This is a genomic window from Stenotrophomonas sp. SORGH_AS_0321, assembly GCF_031453215.1.
Classification (GTDB): domain Bacteria; phylum Pseudomonadota; class Gammaproteobacteria; order Xanthomonadales; family Xanthomonadaceae; genus Stenotrophomonas; species Stenotrophomonas chelatiphaga.
The window spans coordinates 3,811,705-3,826,734 of the sequence record NZ_JAVIZG010000001.1 but is presented as its reverse complement, the minus strand read 5'-3'; the positions used below and the strand labels follow the sequence as shown (position 1 = coordinate 3,826,734).

General features: G+C 68.8%; 17 protein-coding genes and 1 tRNA gene. 11 read left to right on the top strand and 7 right to left on the bottom strand.

Annotation, left to right across the window (positions count from 1 at the left end; translation table 11 throughout):
* Window positions 1-3 precede the first annotated feature (3 nt).
* Window positions 4-429: an organic hydroperoxide resistance protein gene (locus tag QE373_RS17285; RefSeq protein WP_309688904.1), complete on the bottom strand. Its 426-nt coding sequence runs from the start codon at window positions 427-429 to the stop codon at window positions 4-6.
* Window positions 430-538: 109 nt separating this feature from the next.
* On the opposite strand from QE373_RS17285, the gene QE373_RS17280 reads away from it, so the two are divergent.
* The gene (locus tag QE373_RS17280; RefSeq protein ID WP_309688898.1) at window positions 539-1,363 is read left to right on the top strand and encodes an AraC family transcriptional regulator; all 825 of its coding nucleotides are present in this window, start codon (window positions 539-541) and stop codon (window positions 1,361-1,363) included.
* Between the two features lie 32 nt (window positions 1,364-1,395).
* Here the strand turns inward: QE373_RS17280 and QE373_RS17275 are convergent, their stop codons facing one another.
* Entirely contained in the window at window positions 1,396-2,352 is a 957-nt protein-coding gene (locus QE373_RS17275) for a cation transporter (RefSeq protein ID WP_309688895.1), read from the bottom strand.
* A 400-nt stretch (window positions 2,353-2,752) separates the two neighbouring features.
* On the opposite strand from QE373_RS17275, the gene QE373_RS17270 reads away from it, so the two are divergent.
* From QE373_RS17270 to QE373_RS17250, 5 genes are all read left to right on the top strand, one after another.
* Complete coding sequence (locus QE373_RS17270) at window positions 2,753-4,219, top strand: SulP family inorganic anion transporter (protein ID WP_309688892.1); 1,467 nt, start codon at window positions 2,753-2,755, stop codon at window positions 4,217-4,219.
* Between the two features lie 185 nt (window positions 4,220-4,404).
* Window positions 4,405-5,421 carry a tRNA dihydrouridine(20/20a) synthase DusA gene (dusA, locus tag QE373_RS17265; protein ID WP_309688889.1) on the top strand — a complete coding sequence of 339 codons (1,017 nt, stop codon included), beginning with the start codon at window positions 4,405-4,407 and terminating at the stop codon, window positions 5,419-5,421.
* A 327-nt stretch (window positions 5,422-5,748) separates the two neighbouring features.
* Window positions 5,749-6,033: a hypothetical protein gene (locus QE373_RS17260; RefSeq protein ID WP_245625284.1), complete on the top strand. Its 285-nt coding sequence runs from the start codon at window positions 5,749-5,751 to the stop codon at window positions 6,031-6,033.
* A 74-nt stretch (window positions 6,034-6,107) separates the two neighbouring features.
* Window positions 6,108-6,791, top strand: a complete 684-nt coding sequence (locus QE373_RS17255) for a response regulator transcription factor (protein ID WP_004136763.1) — start codon at window positions 6,108-6,110, stop codon at window positions 6,789-6,791.
* Window positions 6,792-6,813: 22 nt separating this feature from the next.
* Window positions 6,814-8,238, top strand: a complete 1,425-nt coding sequence (locus QE373_RS17250; RefSeq protein ID WP_057507598.1) for a sensor histidine kinase — start codon at window positions 6,814-6,816, stop codon at window positions 8,236-8,238.
* A 12-nt stretch (window positions 8,239-8,250) separates the two neighbouring features.
* Here QE373_RS17250 and QE373_RS17245 read toward each other — a convergent pair whose 3' ends face one another.
* Window positions 8,251-9,045 (bottom strand): zinc-dependent peptidase, encoded by a 795-nt coding sequence (locus QE373_RS17245; RefSeq protein ID WP_309688884.1) that lies wholly within the window; start codon window positions 9,043-9,045, stop codon window positions 8,251-8,253.
* Window positions 9,012-9,290 (bottom strand): hypothetical protein, encoded by a 279-nt coding sequence (locus QE373_RS17240; RefSeq protein WP_057507554.1) that lies wholly within the window; start codon window positions 9,288-9,290, stop codon window positions 9,012-9,014. The genes QE373_RS17245 and QE373_RS17240 overlap by 34 nt, the downstream gene beginning before the upstream one ends.
* A 131-nt stretch (window positions 9,291-9,421) precedes the next feature.
* Between QE373_RS17240 and birA the strand changes: the two genes are divergently transcribed.
* The 5 genes from birA (at window position 9,422) to QE373_RS17215 (ending at window position 13,101) form a co-directional block, all read left to right on the top strand.
* Window positions 9,422-10,387, top strand: coding sequence for a bifunctional biotin--[acetyl-CoA-carboxylase] ligase/biotin operon repressor BirA (birA, locus tag QE373_RS17235; protein WP_309688881.1), 966 nt, complete (start codon window positions 9,422-9,424; stop codon window positions 10,385-10,387).
* The gene (locus QE373_RS17230; RefSeq protein WP_309688877.1) at window positions 10,384-11,124 is read left to right on the top strand and encodes a type III pantothenate kinase; all 741 of its coding nucleotides are present in this window, start codon (window positions 10,384-10,386) and stop codon (window positions 11,122-11,124) included. The genes birA and QE373_RS17230 overlap by 4 nt, the downstream gene beginning before the upstream one ends.
* 9 nt (window positions 11,125-11,133) lie before the next feature.
* On the top strand, window positions 11,134-11,940 hold the full coding sequence (locus tag QE373_RS17225) for an SPOR domain-containing protein (protein ID WP_309688876.1): 807 nt from the start codon (window positions 11,134-11,136) through the stop codon (window positions 11,938-11,940).
* Window positions 11,941-11,985: 45 nt separating this feature from the next.
* A tRNA-Thr gene (locus tag QE373_RS17220) sits at window positions 11,986-12,061 on the top strand.
* Between the two features lie 311 nt (window positions 12,062-12,372).
* Window positions 12,373-13,101 (top strand): hypothetical protein, encoded by a 729-nt coding sequence (locus QE373_RS17215; RefSeq protein ID WP_309688873.1) that lies wholly within the window; start codon window positions 12,373-12,375, stop codon window positions 13,099-13,101.
* Here QE373_RS17215 and QE373_RS17210 read toward each other — a convergent pair.
* From QE373_RS17210 to QE373_RS17200, 3 genes are all read right to left on the bottom strand, one after another.
* Window positions 13,078-13,614 carry a GTPase gene (locus QE373_RS17210; RefSeq protein ID WP_057507550.1) on the bottom strand — a complete coding sequence of 179 codons (537 nt, stop codon included), beginning with the start codon at window positions 13,612-13,614 and terminating at the stop codon, window positions 13,078-13,080. The two genes, QE373_RS17215 and QE373_RS17210, sit on opposite strands and share 24 nt — an antisense overlap.
* Entirely contained in the window at window positions 13,611-14,573 is a 963-nt protein-coding gene (locus QE373_RS17205) for a hypothetical protein (RefSeq protein ID WP_309688869.1), read from the bottom strand. Before QE373_RS17205 ends, QE373_RS17210 begins: the two co-directional genes overlap by 4 nt.
* 69 nt (window positions 14,574-14,642) lie before the next feature.
* Window positions 14,643-15,002 carry a roadblock/LC7 domain-containing protein gene (locus QE373_RS17200; RefSeq protein WP_057507548.1) on the bottom strand — a complete coding sequence of 120 codons (360 nt, stop codon included), beginning with the start codon at window positions 15,000-15,002 and terminating at the stop codon, window positions 14,643-14,645.
* Window positions 15,003-15,030: the final 28 nt, after the last annotated feature.

Sequence of the window (15,030 nt, the reverse complement as noted above, 5' to 3'; positions counted from 1 at the left end):
TTTTTACGCCACGATCAGCTTGACGTCGATGTTGCCCTGGGTCGCGTTGGAATAAGGGCAGACGACGTGGGCCTTCTGCACGAGCTCCTCGAGCTGTTCGCGCGGCACGCCCGGGGCGGTGATGGTCAGCTCGGCTTCGATGCCGAAACCGGTCGGGATCTGGCCGATGCCGACCTTGCCGACCACGGTGGTGTCCGCCGGCAGCGCGACCTTGGCCTGGCCGGCGACGAACTTCAGCGCGCCCAGGAAGCAGGCCGAGTAACCGGCAGCGAACAGCTGTTCCGGGTTGGTGCCCGGGCCGCCGGCGCCGCCGAGCTCGCGCGGGGTCGACAGCTGGATGTCCAGCACGTTGTCAGAGGACACAGCGCGGCCTTCGCGGCCGCCGGTTGCGGTGGCCTGGGCGGTGTAGAGAACCTTTTCGATGGACATGGCGGAGTTCCTTGTTGGGGTGGCCGGTTGGCCGGTGAGGTGTACTTTGCGCGCCTTGGCTGGACGTGTGGCAACATGGAGTCCGGAAAACTTGATGGATCGTCCAGCCATGCTTGATCGACTCGAATCCCTGCTCGACCGCTTCCCGGTCAGTGCGCGCCTGCTGCAGGGGGGCCAGGTCGGCGGCCACTGGGTGCCGGCGCAGGCCGCCAGCCAACCGCTGCTGCACCTGCTCAGCCAGGGCGGGGTGGAGCTGGTGGACAGCGATGGCAGTCGCCTGCGCATCGACCAGCCCAGCGTGCTGTTGTACGCCCGGCCGCGCGACCATCATTTCAACATCGATGACGGTTTGCAGGTGCCGTTGGTGACCGCCGCGCTGCGCTTCGAGGCCGGTGAAGGCAGCCCGGTGGCCGATGCGCTGCCGAGCCCGGTCTGCCTGCCGCTGGCCGACCTGCTGGGCAGCAACGCGGTGCTCGGCGTGCTGCTCGAAGAAGCGTTCGCGCAGCGCTGCGGTCGCCAGGCGATGCTGGACCGCCTGTTCGAACTGGTGATCATCCAGGTGCTGCGCACGCTGATGGAAAACGGCCAGATCCAGGTCGGGCTGCTGGCCGGCATGGGCCACCCGCGGCTGCGCCATGCCCTGGTGGCCATGCATGAGCAGCCGGCCGAAGAGTGGTCGCTGCAGGCGCTGGCCGAGCGCGCCGGGATGTCACGCAGCGCCTTCGCCGAAGGCTTCCGCGAGGTCATCGGCAGCACGCCGGGGCAGTACCTGCAGGCCTGGCGGACGCGGTTGGTGCAGCAGGCGCTGCGTCGCGGCCAGCCGTTGAAGCGCATCGCCGGCGACGTGGGCTACGGCAGCGAAGCGGCATTGTCGCGCGCGTTCAAGGCGCAGACCGGGCAGTCGCCGCGCGAATGGCGCAGCGCTGCGATGTAACGCCGCGCCGGGCACGGCCCGGCGTCAGCGGGTCACACCGCCCACTCCAGGTCGGTGGTGAACATGATGGTCAGCCAGCGATCCGGCGATTCCTCGCCCAGCAGGTCGCCGATCTCATCGCGCAGCCGGTCCCACTCCGCCAGCGCGCGCGGCGGATCATCGGCACGCACCACGAAGAACAGTTCAATCTGCTCGCCGCGACCGACCTGCGCCACGTAGCTGCGGTAGTCCAGGAAACCGTGGCGGGCCACCACATCACGCGCCACGGTATCCACGTGGCTGCGCAGTTCCTGCGGCGCGACCAGCAGAATGCCGGCAAGTGCCTGGCGCACCGTTCCCAGCGGCGCCACCATCACGAACAGGCAGACCACCGCCAGGATGCCCGGATCGATGTACGGGCCGATCCAGTCCAGTGGCGTGCCACGCACCAGCGCCCCGCCGACGAAGGCCAGCAGGTAGCAGGCCGACATGCTGGCGGCGATGATCCAGTTCTTCGCATCCAGGGCGACGAAGTCCGATCCGATGCGCCGGTTGGCGCGCAGCACGAACGCGGCCAGCGCGCCTTCGGCGAGCAGCGAGATCACCCCGAAGGTGATCGCCGGACCCAGCGCGATCAAGCGCCCGCCCGAGGTCAGCGCATCCACGGCATTGACGAAGGCATACAGCGCCGCGCCGATCATCAGCGTCCCGCTGACCCCCAGCACGATCGGCTCCAGGTGCCAGAAGCCCATGGAAAAGCGCTGGTTGAGCCGCGACTGCAGGGTATCGGTATTGGTGGACTGGGCGATCAAGCGCGCCACCAGCAGCGACAGCCAGGTCATGACCACGTCGATCAGGCCGTAGATGCCGTCGAAGATGATCAACGAGGAGTTGGCGTACAGCCCGAAGCCCACGGCCATCGCCGCCATCACCAGGGTGCCAGCGATGGACAGGCGCAGCACGCCCTGTTCGGTGCGCGGATCGAAGAAGCGGGGGGCAGCGGAAGCCATGTCGGGATTGTAGCGCCCGGCCCTGGCGGCGCCGAAGGCAGCGGCAGGAGCCGCTGCCAACAGCGGGACGGCCAGCGGCCGTCACTACCAGGATCCGGCAGGTAGCGCCGAGCCACGCTCGGCGAGCGAAGCGGCGTGACGACCAACGGTCGTCACCCACCAAAGCAAGGCCCACCGCGGGACGGCCAGCGGCCGTCACTACCAGGATCCGGCAGGTAGCGCCGAGCCGTGCTCGGCGAGCGAAGCGGCGTGACGGCCAACGGTCGTCACCCACCAAAGCAAGGCCCACAGCGGGACGGCCAGCGGCCGTCACTACCTTGCCGCCGTTGGCTGCCGTAGACTTGCGCGCCTACCGCGGCCGCGCATCCGTGGCCCTGACCGCGGTCACCAGGAACCCCCCATGCAGACCCATTACCCGCTGCGCCAGCAGTGGCTCGGCAACGTCCGTGGCGACGTGCTGTCCGGCATCGTCGTCGCCCTCGCGCTGATCCCCGAAGCGATCGCGTTCTCGCTGATCGCCGGGGTCGACCCCAAGGTCGGCCTGTACGCTTCGTTCTCGATCGCGGTCATCACCGCCATCGCCGGCGGCCGCCCCGGCATGATCTCCGCCGCCACCGGCGCGATGGCCCTGGTGATGGTCGACCTGGTCAAGGACCATGGCCTGCAGTACCTGTTCGCCGCCACCATCCTGACCGGCCTGCTGCAGATGGCCGCCGGCGCGCTGAAGCTCGGTTCGCTGATGCGCTTCGTCTCGCGCTCGGTCATCACCGGCTTCGTCAACGCACTCGCCATCCTGATCTTCATGGCGCAGCTGCCGGAGCTGGTCGGCCGTGGCCCGATGGTCTACCTGCTGTGCGCCGCCGCGCTGGCGATCATCTACCTGCTGCCGCGCATCACCCGCGCGGTGCCGTCGCCGCTGGTGGCGATCGGCATCCTGACCGCAGTGGTGATCGGCTTCGGCATCGACGTGCGCACCGTGGGCGACATGGGCCAGCTGCCCGACAGCCTGCCTTCGTTCTTCCTGCCCGACGTGCCACTGGACTGGGAAACGCTGCGCATCCTGCTGCCGGTGTCCGCCACGCTGGCGGTGGTGGGGTTGCTGGAATCGATGATGACCCTGCAGATCGTGGAGGACATCACCGAAACCCCGAGCGAGCGCAACCGCGAGTGTGCCGGGCAGGGCCTGGCCAATACGGTGACCGGTTTCTTCGGTGGCATGGCCGGTTGCGCGATGATCGGCCAGTCGGTGATCAACGTGACCAGTGGCGGGCGTGGACGCCTGTCCTGCCTGATCGCCGGCACCCTGTTGCTGGTGCTGGTGGTGTACGGCAGCGACCTGGTGCGGCAGATCCCGATGGCCGCGCTGGTGGCGGTGATGATCATGGTCAGCATCGGCACCTTCAGCTGGCGCTCGCTGCGTGACCTGCGTACGCACCCGCGCAGTTCCTCGGCGGTGATGCTGCTGACGGTGGTGGTCACCGTGGCGACCCATGACCTGGCCAAGGGCGTGCTCAGCGGCGTGTTGCTGTCGGCGTTGTTCTTCGCGCGCAAGGTCGGCGGCATGCTCGACGTGCAGCGCGACGAGCCGCAGGCGGGCGTGCAGCGCTATCGCGTCAAAGGCCAGCTGTTCTTTGCTTCGGCCGGGCAGTTCGGCGCGGCATTCGATTACCAGCAGGTGGCACCGCAGGTGGTGATCGACCTGCAGCACGCGCATCTGTGGGACCTGACCGCCGTCGGGGCGCTGGAGCGCGCGGTGGAGAAGCTGCGCGCGCATGGCGCGGTGGTGGAGGTGGCTGGCCTGAACGCCGCCAGCGAAACGCTGATCGAGCGGGTAGGGCGCAACAGCCCCACAGGCAGCGCGCACTGATCCCTGCCGGAAGTGACGGCCGCTGGCCGTCCTGCTTTTGGTAGTGACGGCCGCTGGCCGTCATGCTGTTGGTGGGTGACGACCGTTGGTCGTCACGCCCGTGCCCACCCGGATCATTCAGCCGACCGGTGTAAACTATTGATCATGCAGGCATTGCCTGCCACCCCGATTCTCTCCAGCGTCCCATGACCCAGCCCACCGCCACCGCCGCGTCCCGCTACGCCGACTCCCTGCGCCTTTCCGTCGCCCCGATGATGGATTGGACGGACCGCCATTGCCGCGTGTTCCACCGGCTGCTGGCGCCCGGCGCGCGGCTGTACACGGAGATGGTGCACGCCAATGCGGTGATCCACGGCGATCGCCAGCGCCTGCTCGGCTTCGATCCGGGCGAAACGCCGCTGGCCCTGCAGCTGGGCGGCAGCGATCCGTCACTGCTGGCGCAGGCCGCACGCATCGCCCAGGACTGGGGCTATGACGAGGTCAACCTCAACTGCGGCTGTCCCTCCGACCGCGTACAGGCCGGCCGCTTCGGCGCCTGCCTGATGCGTGAGCCGGCGCTGGTGGCGGACTGCGTGGCCGCGATGGTGGCCGCGGTGGACCTCCCGGTGACGGTCAAGTGCCGGCTGGGCGTGGACGATGACAACGACTACGACGCCTTCGCGGCCTTCGTCGACCAGCAGGTCGCCGCCGGTGCGCCGATGGTGGTGGTGCACGCGCGCAATGCCTGGCTGAAGGGCCTGTCGCCGAAAGAAAACCGCGAAGTGCCGCCGCTGCGCTACGACTGGGCATACCGGCTCAAGCAGGAGCGCCCCGGCCTGCCGGTGGTGCTCAACGGCGGGCTGGCCAGCATCGAAGCGGTGCAGGCCCAGCACGGCAGGGTGGACGGGGTGATGCTGGGTCGTGCGGCCTACCATGACCCCTACCTGCTGCATCAGCTGGAGGCCCTGCAGACCGGCGCCCCGCTGCAGACCCGGCAGGCGCTGCTGCGCGCGCTGCGTCCGTACGTGGAAGCGCGGCTGGCGGAAGGATCGGCGCTCAAGCACATCAGCCGGCACATCCTCGGCCTGTTCCACGGGCAACCGGGCGGCCGCGCGTTCCGCCAGATCCTCAGCGAGGGCGCACACCGCCCGGGCGCGGACTGGACCCTGGTGGAGCAGGCGCTGGCGGTCACCGAGCGTGATGGCGGGCGCGAAGCCGCCTGACGCACTGCGCAGCGGGCGCCGCATACGGCGCCGAATGCTGCTAGTATGTTCACTTACCTGAACATAGACATCCGATCTTCAGGAAAGTTCAGACCGGATTCACTGGCAAAAGCCGAAATTTGCAAAAGATTTGTAAAGCCCCGGACCTCGCGTCCGGACGCGGACTTCACAATTTTTGAACGAATTGCCGGCCTCGGCTAGGATCCAATGATGTCCTCCCGTTCTTCCAGCTGCCAGCTTGCCCTCGCCACGGTCGTGGTGCTGGCGGCGTTCGTGCCGCTACATGCCAGCGCGCAGGCGCCGATGCAGGGTCCGATGCAGCAGAACATGGCGCAGCGCCAGCCGATGCGCGAGCGCCCGGAAGTGGTGATGCGTGGATCCCAGCGCGGTGACGAGCGCTCCCTGTCCGACGCCGTGCGGCGGGTGCAGCGGTCCACCGGTGGACACATCCTGGGTGCCGAGCGGGTGCCGTTCGATGGGCGCGACATCAACCGCGTGAAATACATGGACGAGCGTGGCCGCGTCCGCTACATGGATGATCCCGTGCAGCAGCATTCACAGCCCCGCCCGCCCCGATCGGATATGTCTTCACTACGCGGCGATAACCCCTGAACGGGGATCATTGTCGCATCACACCCGATTTCCACCGGCCCAACCGGCCGACCCCAGCACACTAGGGAGAGTTCATGCGTATCCTTCTGGTCGAAGACGAAGCCCCGCTGCGCGAGACCCTTGCAGCCCGGCTCAAGCGCGAAGGCTTTGCCGTCGATGCGGCGCAGGATGGCGAGGAAGGTCTGTACATGGGCCGCGAAGTGCCGTTCGACGTCGGCATCATCGATCTGGGCCTGCCGAAGATGTCCGGCATGGAGCTGATCAAGGCCCTGCGCGACGAGGGCAAGAAATTCCCGGTCCTGATCCTGACCGCCCGTTCCAGCTGGCAGGACAAGGTCGAAGGCCTCAAGCAGGGCGCCGACGATTACCTGGTCAAGCCGTTCCATGTCGAAGAGCTGCTGGCCCGCGTCAATGCGCTGCTGCGCCGCGCCGCTGGCTGGAGCAAGCCGACCCTGGAATGCGGACCGGTGGCACTGGACCTGGCGGCACAGACCGTCAGCGTGGCCGGCAGCAACGTCGACCTCACCAGCTACGAGTACAAGGTGCTGGAATACCTGATGATGCACGCCGGTGAACTGGTCTCCAAGGCCGACCTGACCGAGCACATCTACCAGCAGGATTTCGACCGCGACTCGAACGTGCTGGAAGTATTCATCGGCCGCCTGCGCAAGAAGCTGGATCCGGACGGTGAACTGAAGCCGATCGAGACCGTCCGCGGTCGCGGCTACCGTTTCGCGATCCCGCGCAACGAGGGCTGAGCCCGCTGCAGGCGAGAAGATGATGTCCGGCCGTCTGTGGTTCTTCCGACGCTGGCGGCCGCGCTCCCTGCAGGCGCGCCAGCTGCTGGCTGCGTCCGTGGGCCTGGTGGCGTTCCTGGCACTGGCCGGCTACGCGCTGGATGCGGCGTTCGCCGATACCGCGCGCGCCAACCTGCGCGAACGCCTGAAGAACTACGCCACTGCCTACGCCGCCGGCAGTGACTTCACCCGCGACCGTTCGCTGTACCTGCGCGAGCAGCCGCCGGATCCCCGCTTCGACGTGCCCGGCAGCGGCCTGTACCTGCAGGTGGTCACCCCGGACGGCAAGGTCAATTCAATGTCCGCCGAAGGGCCGATGCTGCCCAGCCGCGGCGGCGGCCTGCTGGCGCCGCGCCAGGAAGTATTCGAAGGTCCGCTGCCGATCATCCAGATCGACGGCAGCGAGGGCTCGGTATACCGCTACGGGCTGGGCCTGGTGTGGGATGCCGACGCCGACCCGGCGACCGAATTCCCGTACACCATCTACGTGATGGAAGACTCCGGTGCGCTGGGCGCGCAGCTGCGCGTGTTCCGCGGCCGGGTGTGGTTCTACCTGGGCGGCATCGGCCTGATCCTGCTGTTGCTGCAGACGGTCATCCTGCAGTGGAGCCTGCGCCCGATGCGCCGGGTGATCACCGAGCTGACCCGCGTGCAGCGCGGCGAAAGCGAGCGCATGAGCGAACGCCATCCGCGCGAGCTGGAACCGCTGACCGACAGCATCAACGCCTTCATCGAAAGCGAGCGCGAGAACCTGGAGCGCCAGCGCAACACGCTGGCCGACCTGGCGCACAGCCTGAAGACCCCGATCGCCGTGCTGCGCACGCAGATGGACAGTGGATCCAGCAACGATGCGCTGCGCGAAGAACTGGACGTGCAGCTGCAGCGCATGAACAACCTGGTGTCCTACCAGCTGGCACGCGCCGCATCGTCCGGGCACAAGCTGTTCTCCGCGCCGCTGCCGATCGAATCCAACGCCGAAGAGATCGTGCGCGGGCTGGAAAAGGTCTACGCCGCCAAGGGCGTGCTGTGCGAGTTCGACATCGATCCGGGATCGCGCTTCCATGGCGAACCCGGCGACCTGCAGGAACTGCTCGGCAACCTGCTGGAGAACGCCTTCAAGTGGGCCAACCGCCGCGTGCTGCTGACCGCGCAGCCGCAGCCGGCGCCGAACACCCGCCGCCCGGGCCTGCTGCTGGCGGTCGACGACGATGGCCCGGGCATCGCCCCGGAAGATATCGCCAAGGTGCTGCAGCGTGGCGTGCGCGGCGATGAGCGCGTGCAGGGCCACGGCATCGGCCTGTCGATCGTGCAGGACCTGATCAAGGATTACCGCGGCGAACTGCTGGTCGCGCGTTCGTCCGAACTGGGCGGTGCCCGCTTCGAAGTACGGCTGCCGGCCGGTCCGTAACGGTTTGCGTCCCTACCCCGAAGGTAGCTGCCGCGCGGGCGGCTCACCATAGAAGCGCCGCAGGTGCGCGGCCACCGTCGGCAGCGCTTCGGCCAGCACGTCCGGCGCGGAGAAGTGGTACTCGGTGACCACCGCGAAGAACTCTTCCGGCGCCTCGGCCGCATATGGGTCGATCAGTAGTTCCTCGCCCGCATCCACCTGCACGCAGAACGCATCGTAGGCGCGCTGGAAATCACCGGCCCACTCGCGTTGCCAGGCACGCGGCAGCGGCGGCGTGCCGTCGATCGCGCCATCCAGCGCATCGATCTTGTGCGCCATCTCGTGCACCGCGCAGTAGCCATCGAACGGCGCCTGCAGGTCGGCCCGGATATCCGCCCACGACAGGATCAACGGACCGCTGTCCCAGCTCTCGCCGATCAGTTCGTCGTCCCACTCGTGCAGCACCCCGGCGGCATCGACATGGCTGCGCTGCACGCGGAACGCGTCCGGGTAGAGGATCAGCTGCGACCAGCCGCGCAACCCGGCTTCGCCCAGCCCCAGCAGCGGCAGGCAGCACACCGCGGCCAGCAGCACGATGTCTTCGTCGCGCAGCACCAGATCGCCGAGCGGGCTGATGGTCTTTTCATGCAGGAAGCGGGTCGCCAGCGTGCGCAGCGCGTCCAGGCGATCGGCGGGCAGGCCCTGCAGCCACGGGATATCGCGGCAGGCCTGCTGCCACAGCGGTTCGGGAATGGGACGGGGGGCGGGCCGCAGCCAGCGCGACAACGCCTGGATCAGCGGAACATACCCGGCAGGAAGCTGTGCCACTTCGGTGCGCGCAGTCGCTGCAGCACGTCATCGTCGCCACCGCCGCCGCCACTGCTGGTGGCCTGTGCAGGCACCGGCTTGGGCGTGCTGGGCACCGCGGCGGCGGCACTGCGCGCGGTCGGCGGGCGTTCGGCATCGGGCGTGGAATAGACACAGTCACCGCGCCCTTCACTGGCCATCACGGTGGACGCGGTGGCAAGCAGCGGGGCCATCAACAGGACCAGGCAATGGGCAGAACAGCGCATCGACGACATCCGTGGTTAAGGGCGGGTGAGTTCCCGATTCTAGCCCGAATCCGGTCGCCCATTGGAAGCCCCTCCCGGCAAGGGCAATTCCTTTGCCGCATACTTTCCCTGTTTATCTGACGGAAGCTGCCGTGGACGACCGCGAACTGCTGGCAAAACTGGCCGCCGGGCCCTTGTCCGGTGATGCCCTGGCACGCGAGCTGGGCCAGACCCGGGCGGCGATCTGGAAGCGCATTCAAGGACTTAGGACAGCCGGGGTAGCGATCGAAGGTCGCGCCGGCGACGGCTACACGCTGTCCCAGCCGGTCGACCTGCTGGACGCTGGCGGTATCCGCGCCGGGCTGCCCGCGGCCGCCGATGCGCTGCTGGACGACCTGCAGGTGACCTGGAGCACGGTGTCCACCAACACCGAATTGTTGCGCTGCAGCGCCCCCCCGCGCGGCAGTCGCGTCCTGCTGGCCGAGCGCCAGACCGGGGGCCGTGGCCGTCGCGGGCGCGACTGGGCCTCGCCGTTGGCCGCACATATCTACCTTTCGGTGCTGAGGGGCTTCGGCGGTGGGCTGGCCCAGCTGGGTGGGCTGAGCCTGGTGGCCGGCGTGGCGGTGGCCGAAGCCCTGCGCGGGCTCGGCCATGCCCAGGTGCAGCTGAAGTGGCCGAACGACCTGGTGGTGGACGGCCGCAAGCTGGGCGGTCTGCTGGTGGAAGGTGGCGGCGAGTTCGCCGGACCGGCGCGCGCGGTGATCGGCATCGGCCTCAACGTGCACATGCCGCCGGCCTTCGCCGAACGCATCGACCAGCCGTGGACCGACCTGGACCGGCTGGCGGGCGCGCCAGTGCAGCGCAATGCGGTGGCGACCGCGGTGCTGGCCGCGCTGCTGCCGGCGCTGGAGCAGTTCGAAGCCGAGGGCCTGGCCCCGTTCCTGTCGCGCTATGCCGCACTGGACAGCCTGGCCGGGCGCGAGGTGCGGGTGGAACTGGGCGGCGCCTGGCAGGACGGCCGCGCGCTGGGCCTGGCCGAAGACGGCGCGCTGCGGGTGGAAATCGAAGGCCGCGAGCAGCCTGTGCACGCCGGCGAAGTCAGCGTGAGGGCACGATGAGCGACTGGTTGTTCGACCTGGGGAATTCCCGCTTCAAGTACGCACCGCTGCTCGGCGACCGCGCCGGCGACGTGCAGGCATGGACGCACGGTGCCGAAGACCTGCGCGGCGACGCGCTGCGCACGCTGCCGCAGGGCGGTACCGCCTACGTGGCCAGCGTGGCGGCCGCCGGACTGACTGCCACCATGCTGGAGATCCTGCGCATGCGCTTCCAGCACGTGCACGTGGCCCGCACCGAAGCGGCGTTCGCCGATGTGCGCATCGCCTACGCCACGCCCGCGCGCTTCGGCGTGGATCGTTTCCTGGCGCTGCTGGCGGCGGCGCGCACCCAGCGCCATGTGCTGGTGGCCGGGGTCGGCACCGCGCTGACCATCGACCTGCTGGACGGGCACGGGCAGCACCACGGGGGCCGCATCGCCGCCTCGCCGACCACCATGCGCGAAGCGCTGCATGCACGCGCGGCGCAGTTGCCGGCCAGTGGCGGGCACTACCGCGAGTTTGCCGATGACACCGATGATGCGTTGGCATCCGGCTGCGACGGCGCGGCGATCGCGTTGATCGAACGCAGCCGCGAGCAGGCGCAGCAGCGGCTGCAGTCGCCGGTGGACCTGCTGCTGCACGGCGGCGGCGCACCGGCACTGTTGCCGCAGCTGCCGGCCGATGCGGGCCACCAGCCGCTGCTGGTGCTGGATGGGCTGGCACGTTGGGCCGTTCACCTGCCGTCGGCGACAGGCTAGGATCGGCAGATGCTGACCCGTGCCCTGATCGTGTTCCTCGTGCTGCTCAACGTGAGCGTCGCCCTGTGGTGGATGCTGCGCGGCGAGCCGGTTGTTCCGGACGTGAAGCCGCCTTCCGGCGTGGCCGAACTGCAGCTGGTGGATGCGGCCGCGCCGGTGACGGCGCCCTCGCCAGCGGCGTCCACTGCGCCGCTGACCGATACCACGCCCACCGCTGCCGAACCTGCCGCGGCGGTGGCCGCTTCATCACCCGTCGCCGCGCCCGCGGCGGCCGAAGCGCGTCCGACCCCGGTTGCGGCTGCAGCGGTGGCACCGCCTGCGCCGGCAGCGGAACCCGCGCCCACCCCCGCAGCGCCCGAACGGTGTGTGGCGCTGGGTCCGTTCGCCGACCAGGCCGCTGCCCAAGGCGCCCAGGCCAAGGCCGGCGCGGCGCTGACGCAGACACGCCTGCGCGAACAGTCGACCCCCGGCGCCACCGCGCGTTACCGGGTGATGATGCCACCTGCAGAGAACCGCGAAGCGGCCCAGGCCACCGTGCAGCGGATCGTCGCCGCCGGCCTGAGTGACTACTACGTCATTGGCCAGGGACCTGACGCCAACGCCATCGCGTTGGGCCAGTACCGCAATCGCGAAGGCGCCGAGCGCCGGCTGGCGGCACTGCGCGCGGCCGGATTCCAGGCCCAGCTCAGCGGCGGCGAAGGCGCCTCCACGTGGTGGCTGCAGGGCGCGCTGGCCGACGGCAAGGCTGATCCGGGCCTGCGCCAGCGCAGCGGGGCGGCGCAGCAGCGCTCGCTGGACTGCGCCGGTCTGCGGTAGAATCGCCGTGCTTCGCGGCCTGGCCACGAACGCGTCGTACCCCGTGCCGCTTTAGCTCAGTTGGTAGAGCAACTGTCTTGTAAACAGTAGGTCATCCGTTCGATTCGGATAAGCGGCACCATCGCCACCACGCGTCATCCCCACGTGCATGCCCGGAACCTGCAAGCCGCTGGGAAGGGCGTGTCGGATCATGCGTTCCCTTCCCACGGAGCCGCGACCATGCCCGGCCTGTCGATGACCACCCACCTGCTGCCACCGGTGGCGCCCGGCCGCGCCGTGCGGATCACCGCGTTCGAACACGGGCAGGCATGCCCATCTCCCGCAGCAGGTCCTTCCAGCATCGGCAACAGGCAGGTGCCCCTGTCAGCGCGGACCATCGGCACCCAGACCGAGCCAACCGGTTGCGACAACCAGGCCCGCGCACTGCGTGCCATGCAGGCAGTGCGGACCGCCTACCGGGCAGGCGACAAATCCAGCAACAAGCGGCCCAGCCAGGCCAATGATGTTGATGGTGCACGGCACCGCCGTTCCATCCGCGCCGGCTACAAGCTGACGTACCTGCGCAACCTGACGGCGGCTAACTTCGCCCACTTCCGTGTCCCGCAGACAAGCCTGCGGATCGCTGCGGCCAACTGCGGTGAACTTGCCGCCGCGGCCGCACGCCAGGTGCAGGCCGAGGGCGGCACGGCGGAGATATGGGCGTTGCATGACCCGCAGGCCAAAGGAGTGGGCAGGTACCCGCACGCCTTCACCGTGGTAGGAACGCCAGCGTCGACAGAGAGCGTGGATTTCGCCGGCTGGAGCGATGTCTGGATCGTTGATCCGTGGGCCAACGTGGTTTGCCCTGCGCCGGCATTTCCTGCGCAGTTGGCGGCAAAGCTGGATAAATGGGCGGGGCAGGGAAAGAGCCTGCGCGACGATGCAACGGGCCGGTGGGAACCTGCGGACGAACCGGGCTTCCTCGCGCTGGTGCGCGAGGGTCGCAAAGTCAGTTGCGGTGAGGATTTCACCCTGCGGCGCGTGACCTACGACGTGATGCACACCCCGCGCTACCCGGCCAGACTGAAGGCGTGCTGGACCGCGGCGGTGGCCGCTGTGCCTCCTGCGCCGCCGCCCGCAGGCGACGGCGCACCGTGCTCAGGAATCGGCGTAGCGGTGTGACAGCAGCGAGCGCACCAGGAAGGTCACCTGCGCGGCCGAGCGCGCATCCACGCGCAGTACCGGAATGCGGAAGCCGGCGGCGAACAGCGCATCGCGCACCGTGGGAATCAACAGCTGCGGGTGCTCGTCGGTGCGGGTGATGCCGACCGCCAGGCTGGCATCCGGCGCGATCCGGGAAAACTCCTGCAGCAGTTCCAGCGTGGTGGCGATCGGATCGGGCGATCCGGCGCTGACCAGCACGATCACCCCGAGGGCGCCTTCGCACACCATCGGCCACATGAAATCCAGGTAGCGCTGGCCCGGCACGCCGTACAGGTGCAGCAGTTCGCCGTCATCCAGCTCGATCGAGCTGTAATCCAGCGCCACCGTGGTTTCCACCTTGTCGGCGGTGGCATCCTCGCTCAGCGGCATTTCGGTGCTGATCGGTTCCACATCGGAAATCGCGCGCACGGCCGTGGTCTTGCCCGCGCCCATGCCACCGACGAACACCAGTTTGTTGGCCGGACCGCTCATGCGCGACCCGCCTGCAGGTCCAGCCCGAATCGTCGTGCGACCCAGGTCAGGAACCGTGAGTCGCGAAGGCCCGCGGGGCGCGGTGAGGGAAGCACGGCGTTCTCCTGGTGCTTGGCAAGGCCGCTGCTGGCAGCAGCCGAGAAAAGGAATTGCACGGTATCGTGCGGCAAACCGCTCGCCGCGGCCAGCGCGGTGCTGGTCCACGACGCGGCATGCAGGCGTGCGATGGGCAGCAGCCAGCTGGCGGGCACGTCGCGGTGGTCCAGGTCGGGCCAGTGCAGCAGCTGCATCGAGGTGCCTGCGGCGACTGCCGGCAGCAGCTGCGGACGATGGCGCGCGATACAGAAATACAGCGCTTCGAACGAATGGCGGCGCGGCAGCAGGTACACGTACTGGTGCTGGAAGGTGTCCGCATCCAGCGGCGTCGATGACCATGCCAGGTCATCCAGCAACGGCACGATTTCCGACAGGGACGCGCCGGTGGGCAGTGCCAGGCTGCGGGTGGCGGTGTCCACCACCACCCGCGTGGCACCGCGCTGCAGCAGGTACAGGCTGGCAGCGGCCGGTGACTGCATCGCACGCAGCAGCAGCGGCATGCCCGCGGGCGCCGGTTGTTCCGCCGCGTCCGCTGCTTCGCCCACCGCGCCCAGCAGGCCGGCCAACTCCTGGTTGATGTCACGCACGCTGGCGCCGTGCGGCAGCACGCCCGGCGCGGCCGTCGCGCCACGCACGATGCGCAGTGTCGCCACGCCCTGGGTGCGTGCCTGCTGCTGCAGGACGGCCATGGCCGAGGGATCGCCGCCGATCACCAGCAGGTCGGCCTGCTCGCCGTTCCACGGCTGCAGGCGGATATCCATGCGTTCGGCCAGCAACAGCGAACAGGCCAGTTTCAGCCGGGTACCGTGCAGCAGGTCCAGCCCGGCATGGGCGACCCGGAAATGTCGTATCGGTGTGTTCATCGGCAATCAGTGCAGGTCGCCCGCTACGCCCGCGTCAGGCATCGACGACGGGCGTGGGGCGAGCGCGGCTCAGCTGAAGTCCAGCGTCTTTTCGAAGGACTTCAGTTCGTGGCGCGCCATCGCCAGGTTCGAACGGCTGCGGTCCAGCGCCACGTACAGGAACAGCATCGGATTGCTTTCCAGCGGGCGGATCAGGTGGTACTGCGAGCTCAACGTGATCAGGATGTCTTCCAGCGTGTCCGACAGGCCCAGCTGCTGGGCGACGCGACGCTTGGCACGCACCACTTCGGTGTTGCCGGCCGCAGCCAGTTCCAGGTTGATGTCGCCGCCACCGGTCATGGCAAGTGCCATGCCACTGTCGCTGTCGACGAGCGCGGCACCGACGAAGCCGGCGAGCGAATTGAGGGTTTCCAGGTTGAGCTTAGACACAGTCGTCCTTTCTTGGGTCGTGCAGAGG

Coding starts and splice junctions, on each gene's coding strand:
- QE373_RS17285 (WP_309688904.1), bottom strand. CDS start 429: ATGTCCATCGAAAAGGTTCTCTACACCGCCCAGGCCACCGCAACCGGC.
- QE373_RS17280 (WP_309688898.1), top strand. CDS start 539: ATGCTTGATCGACTCGAATCCCTGCTCGACCGCTTCCCGGTCAGTGCG.
- QE373_RS17275 (WP_309688895.1), bottom strand. CDS start 2,352: ATGGCTTCCGCTGCCCCCCGCTTCTTCGATCCGCGCACCGAACAGGGC.
- QE373_RS17270 (WP_309688892.1), top strand. CDS start 2,753: ATGCAGACCCATTACCCGCTGCGCCAGCAGTGGCTCGGCAACGTCCGT.
- dusA (WP_309688889.1), top strand. CDS start 4,405: ATGACCCAGCCCACCGCCACCGCCGCGTCCCGCTACGCCGACTCCCTG.
- QE373_RS17260 (WP_245625284.1), top strand. CDS start 5,749: ATGGCGCAGCGCCAGCCGATGCGCGAGCGCCCGGAAGTGGTGATGCGT.
- QE373_RS17255 (WP_004136763.1), top strand. CDS start 6,108: ATGCGTATCCTTCTGGTCGAAGACGAAGCCCCGCTGCGCGAGACCCTT.
- QE373_RS17250 (WP_057507598.1), top strand. CDS start 6,814: ATGTCCGGCCGTCTGTGGTTCTTCCGACGCTGGCGGCCGCGCTCCCTG.
- QE373_RS17240 (WP_057507554.1), bottom strand. CDS start 9,290: ATGCGCTGTTCTGCCCATTGCCTGGTCCTGTTGATGGCCCCGCTGCTT.
- QE373_RS17230 (WP_309688877.1), top strand. CDS start 10,384: ATGAGCGACTGGTTGTTCGACCTGGGGAATTCCCGCTTCAAGTACGCA.
- QE373_RS17225 (WP_309688876.1), top strand. CDS start 11,134: ATGCTGACCCGTGCCCTGATCGTGTTCCTCGTGCTGCTCAACGTGAGC.
- QE373_RS17215 (WP_309688873.1), top strand. CDS start 12,373: ATGCAGGCAGTGCGGACCGCCTACCGGGCAGGCGACAAATCCAGCAAC.
- QE373_RS17210 (WP_057507550.1), bottom strand. CDS start 13,614: ATGAGCGGTCCGGCCAACAAACTGGTGTTCGTCGGTGGCATGGGCGCG.
- QE373_RS17205 (WP_309688869.1), bottom strand. CDS start 14,573: ATGAACACACCGATACGACATTTCCGGGTCGCCCATGCCGGGCTGGAC.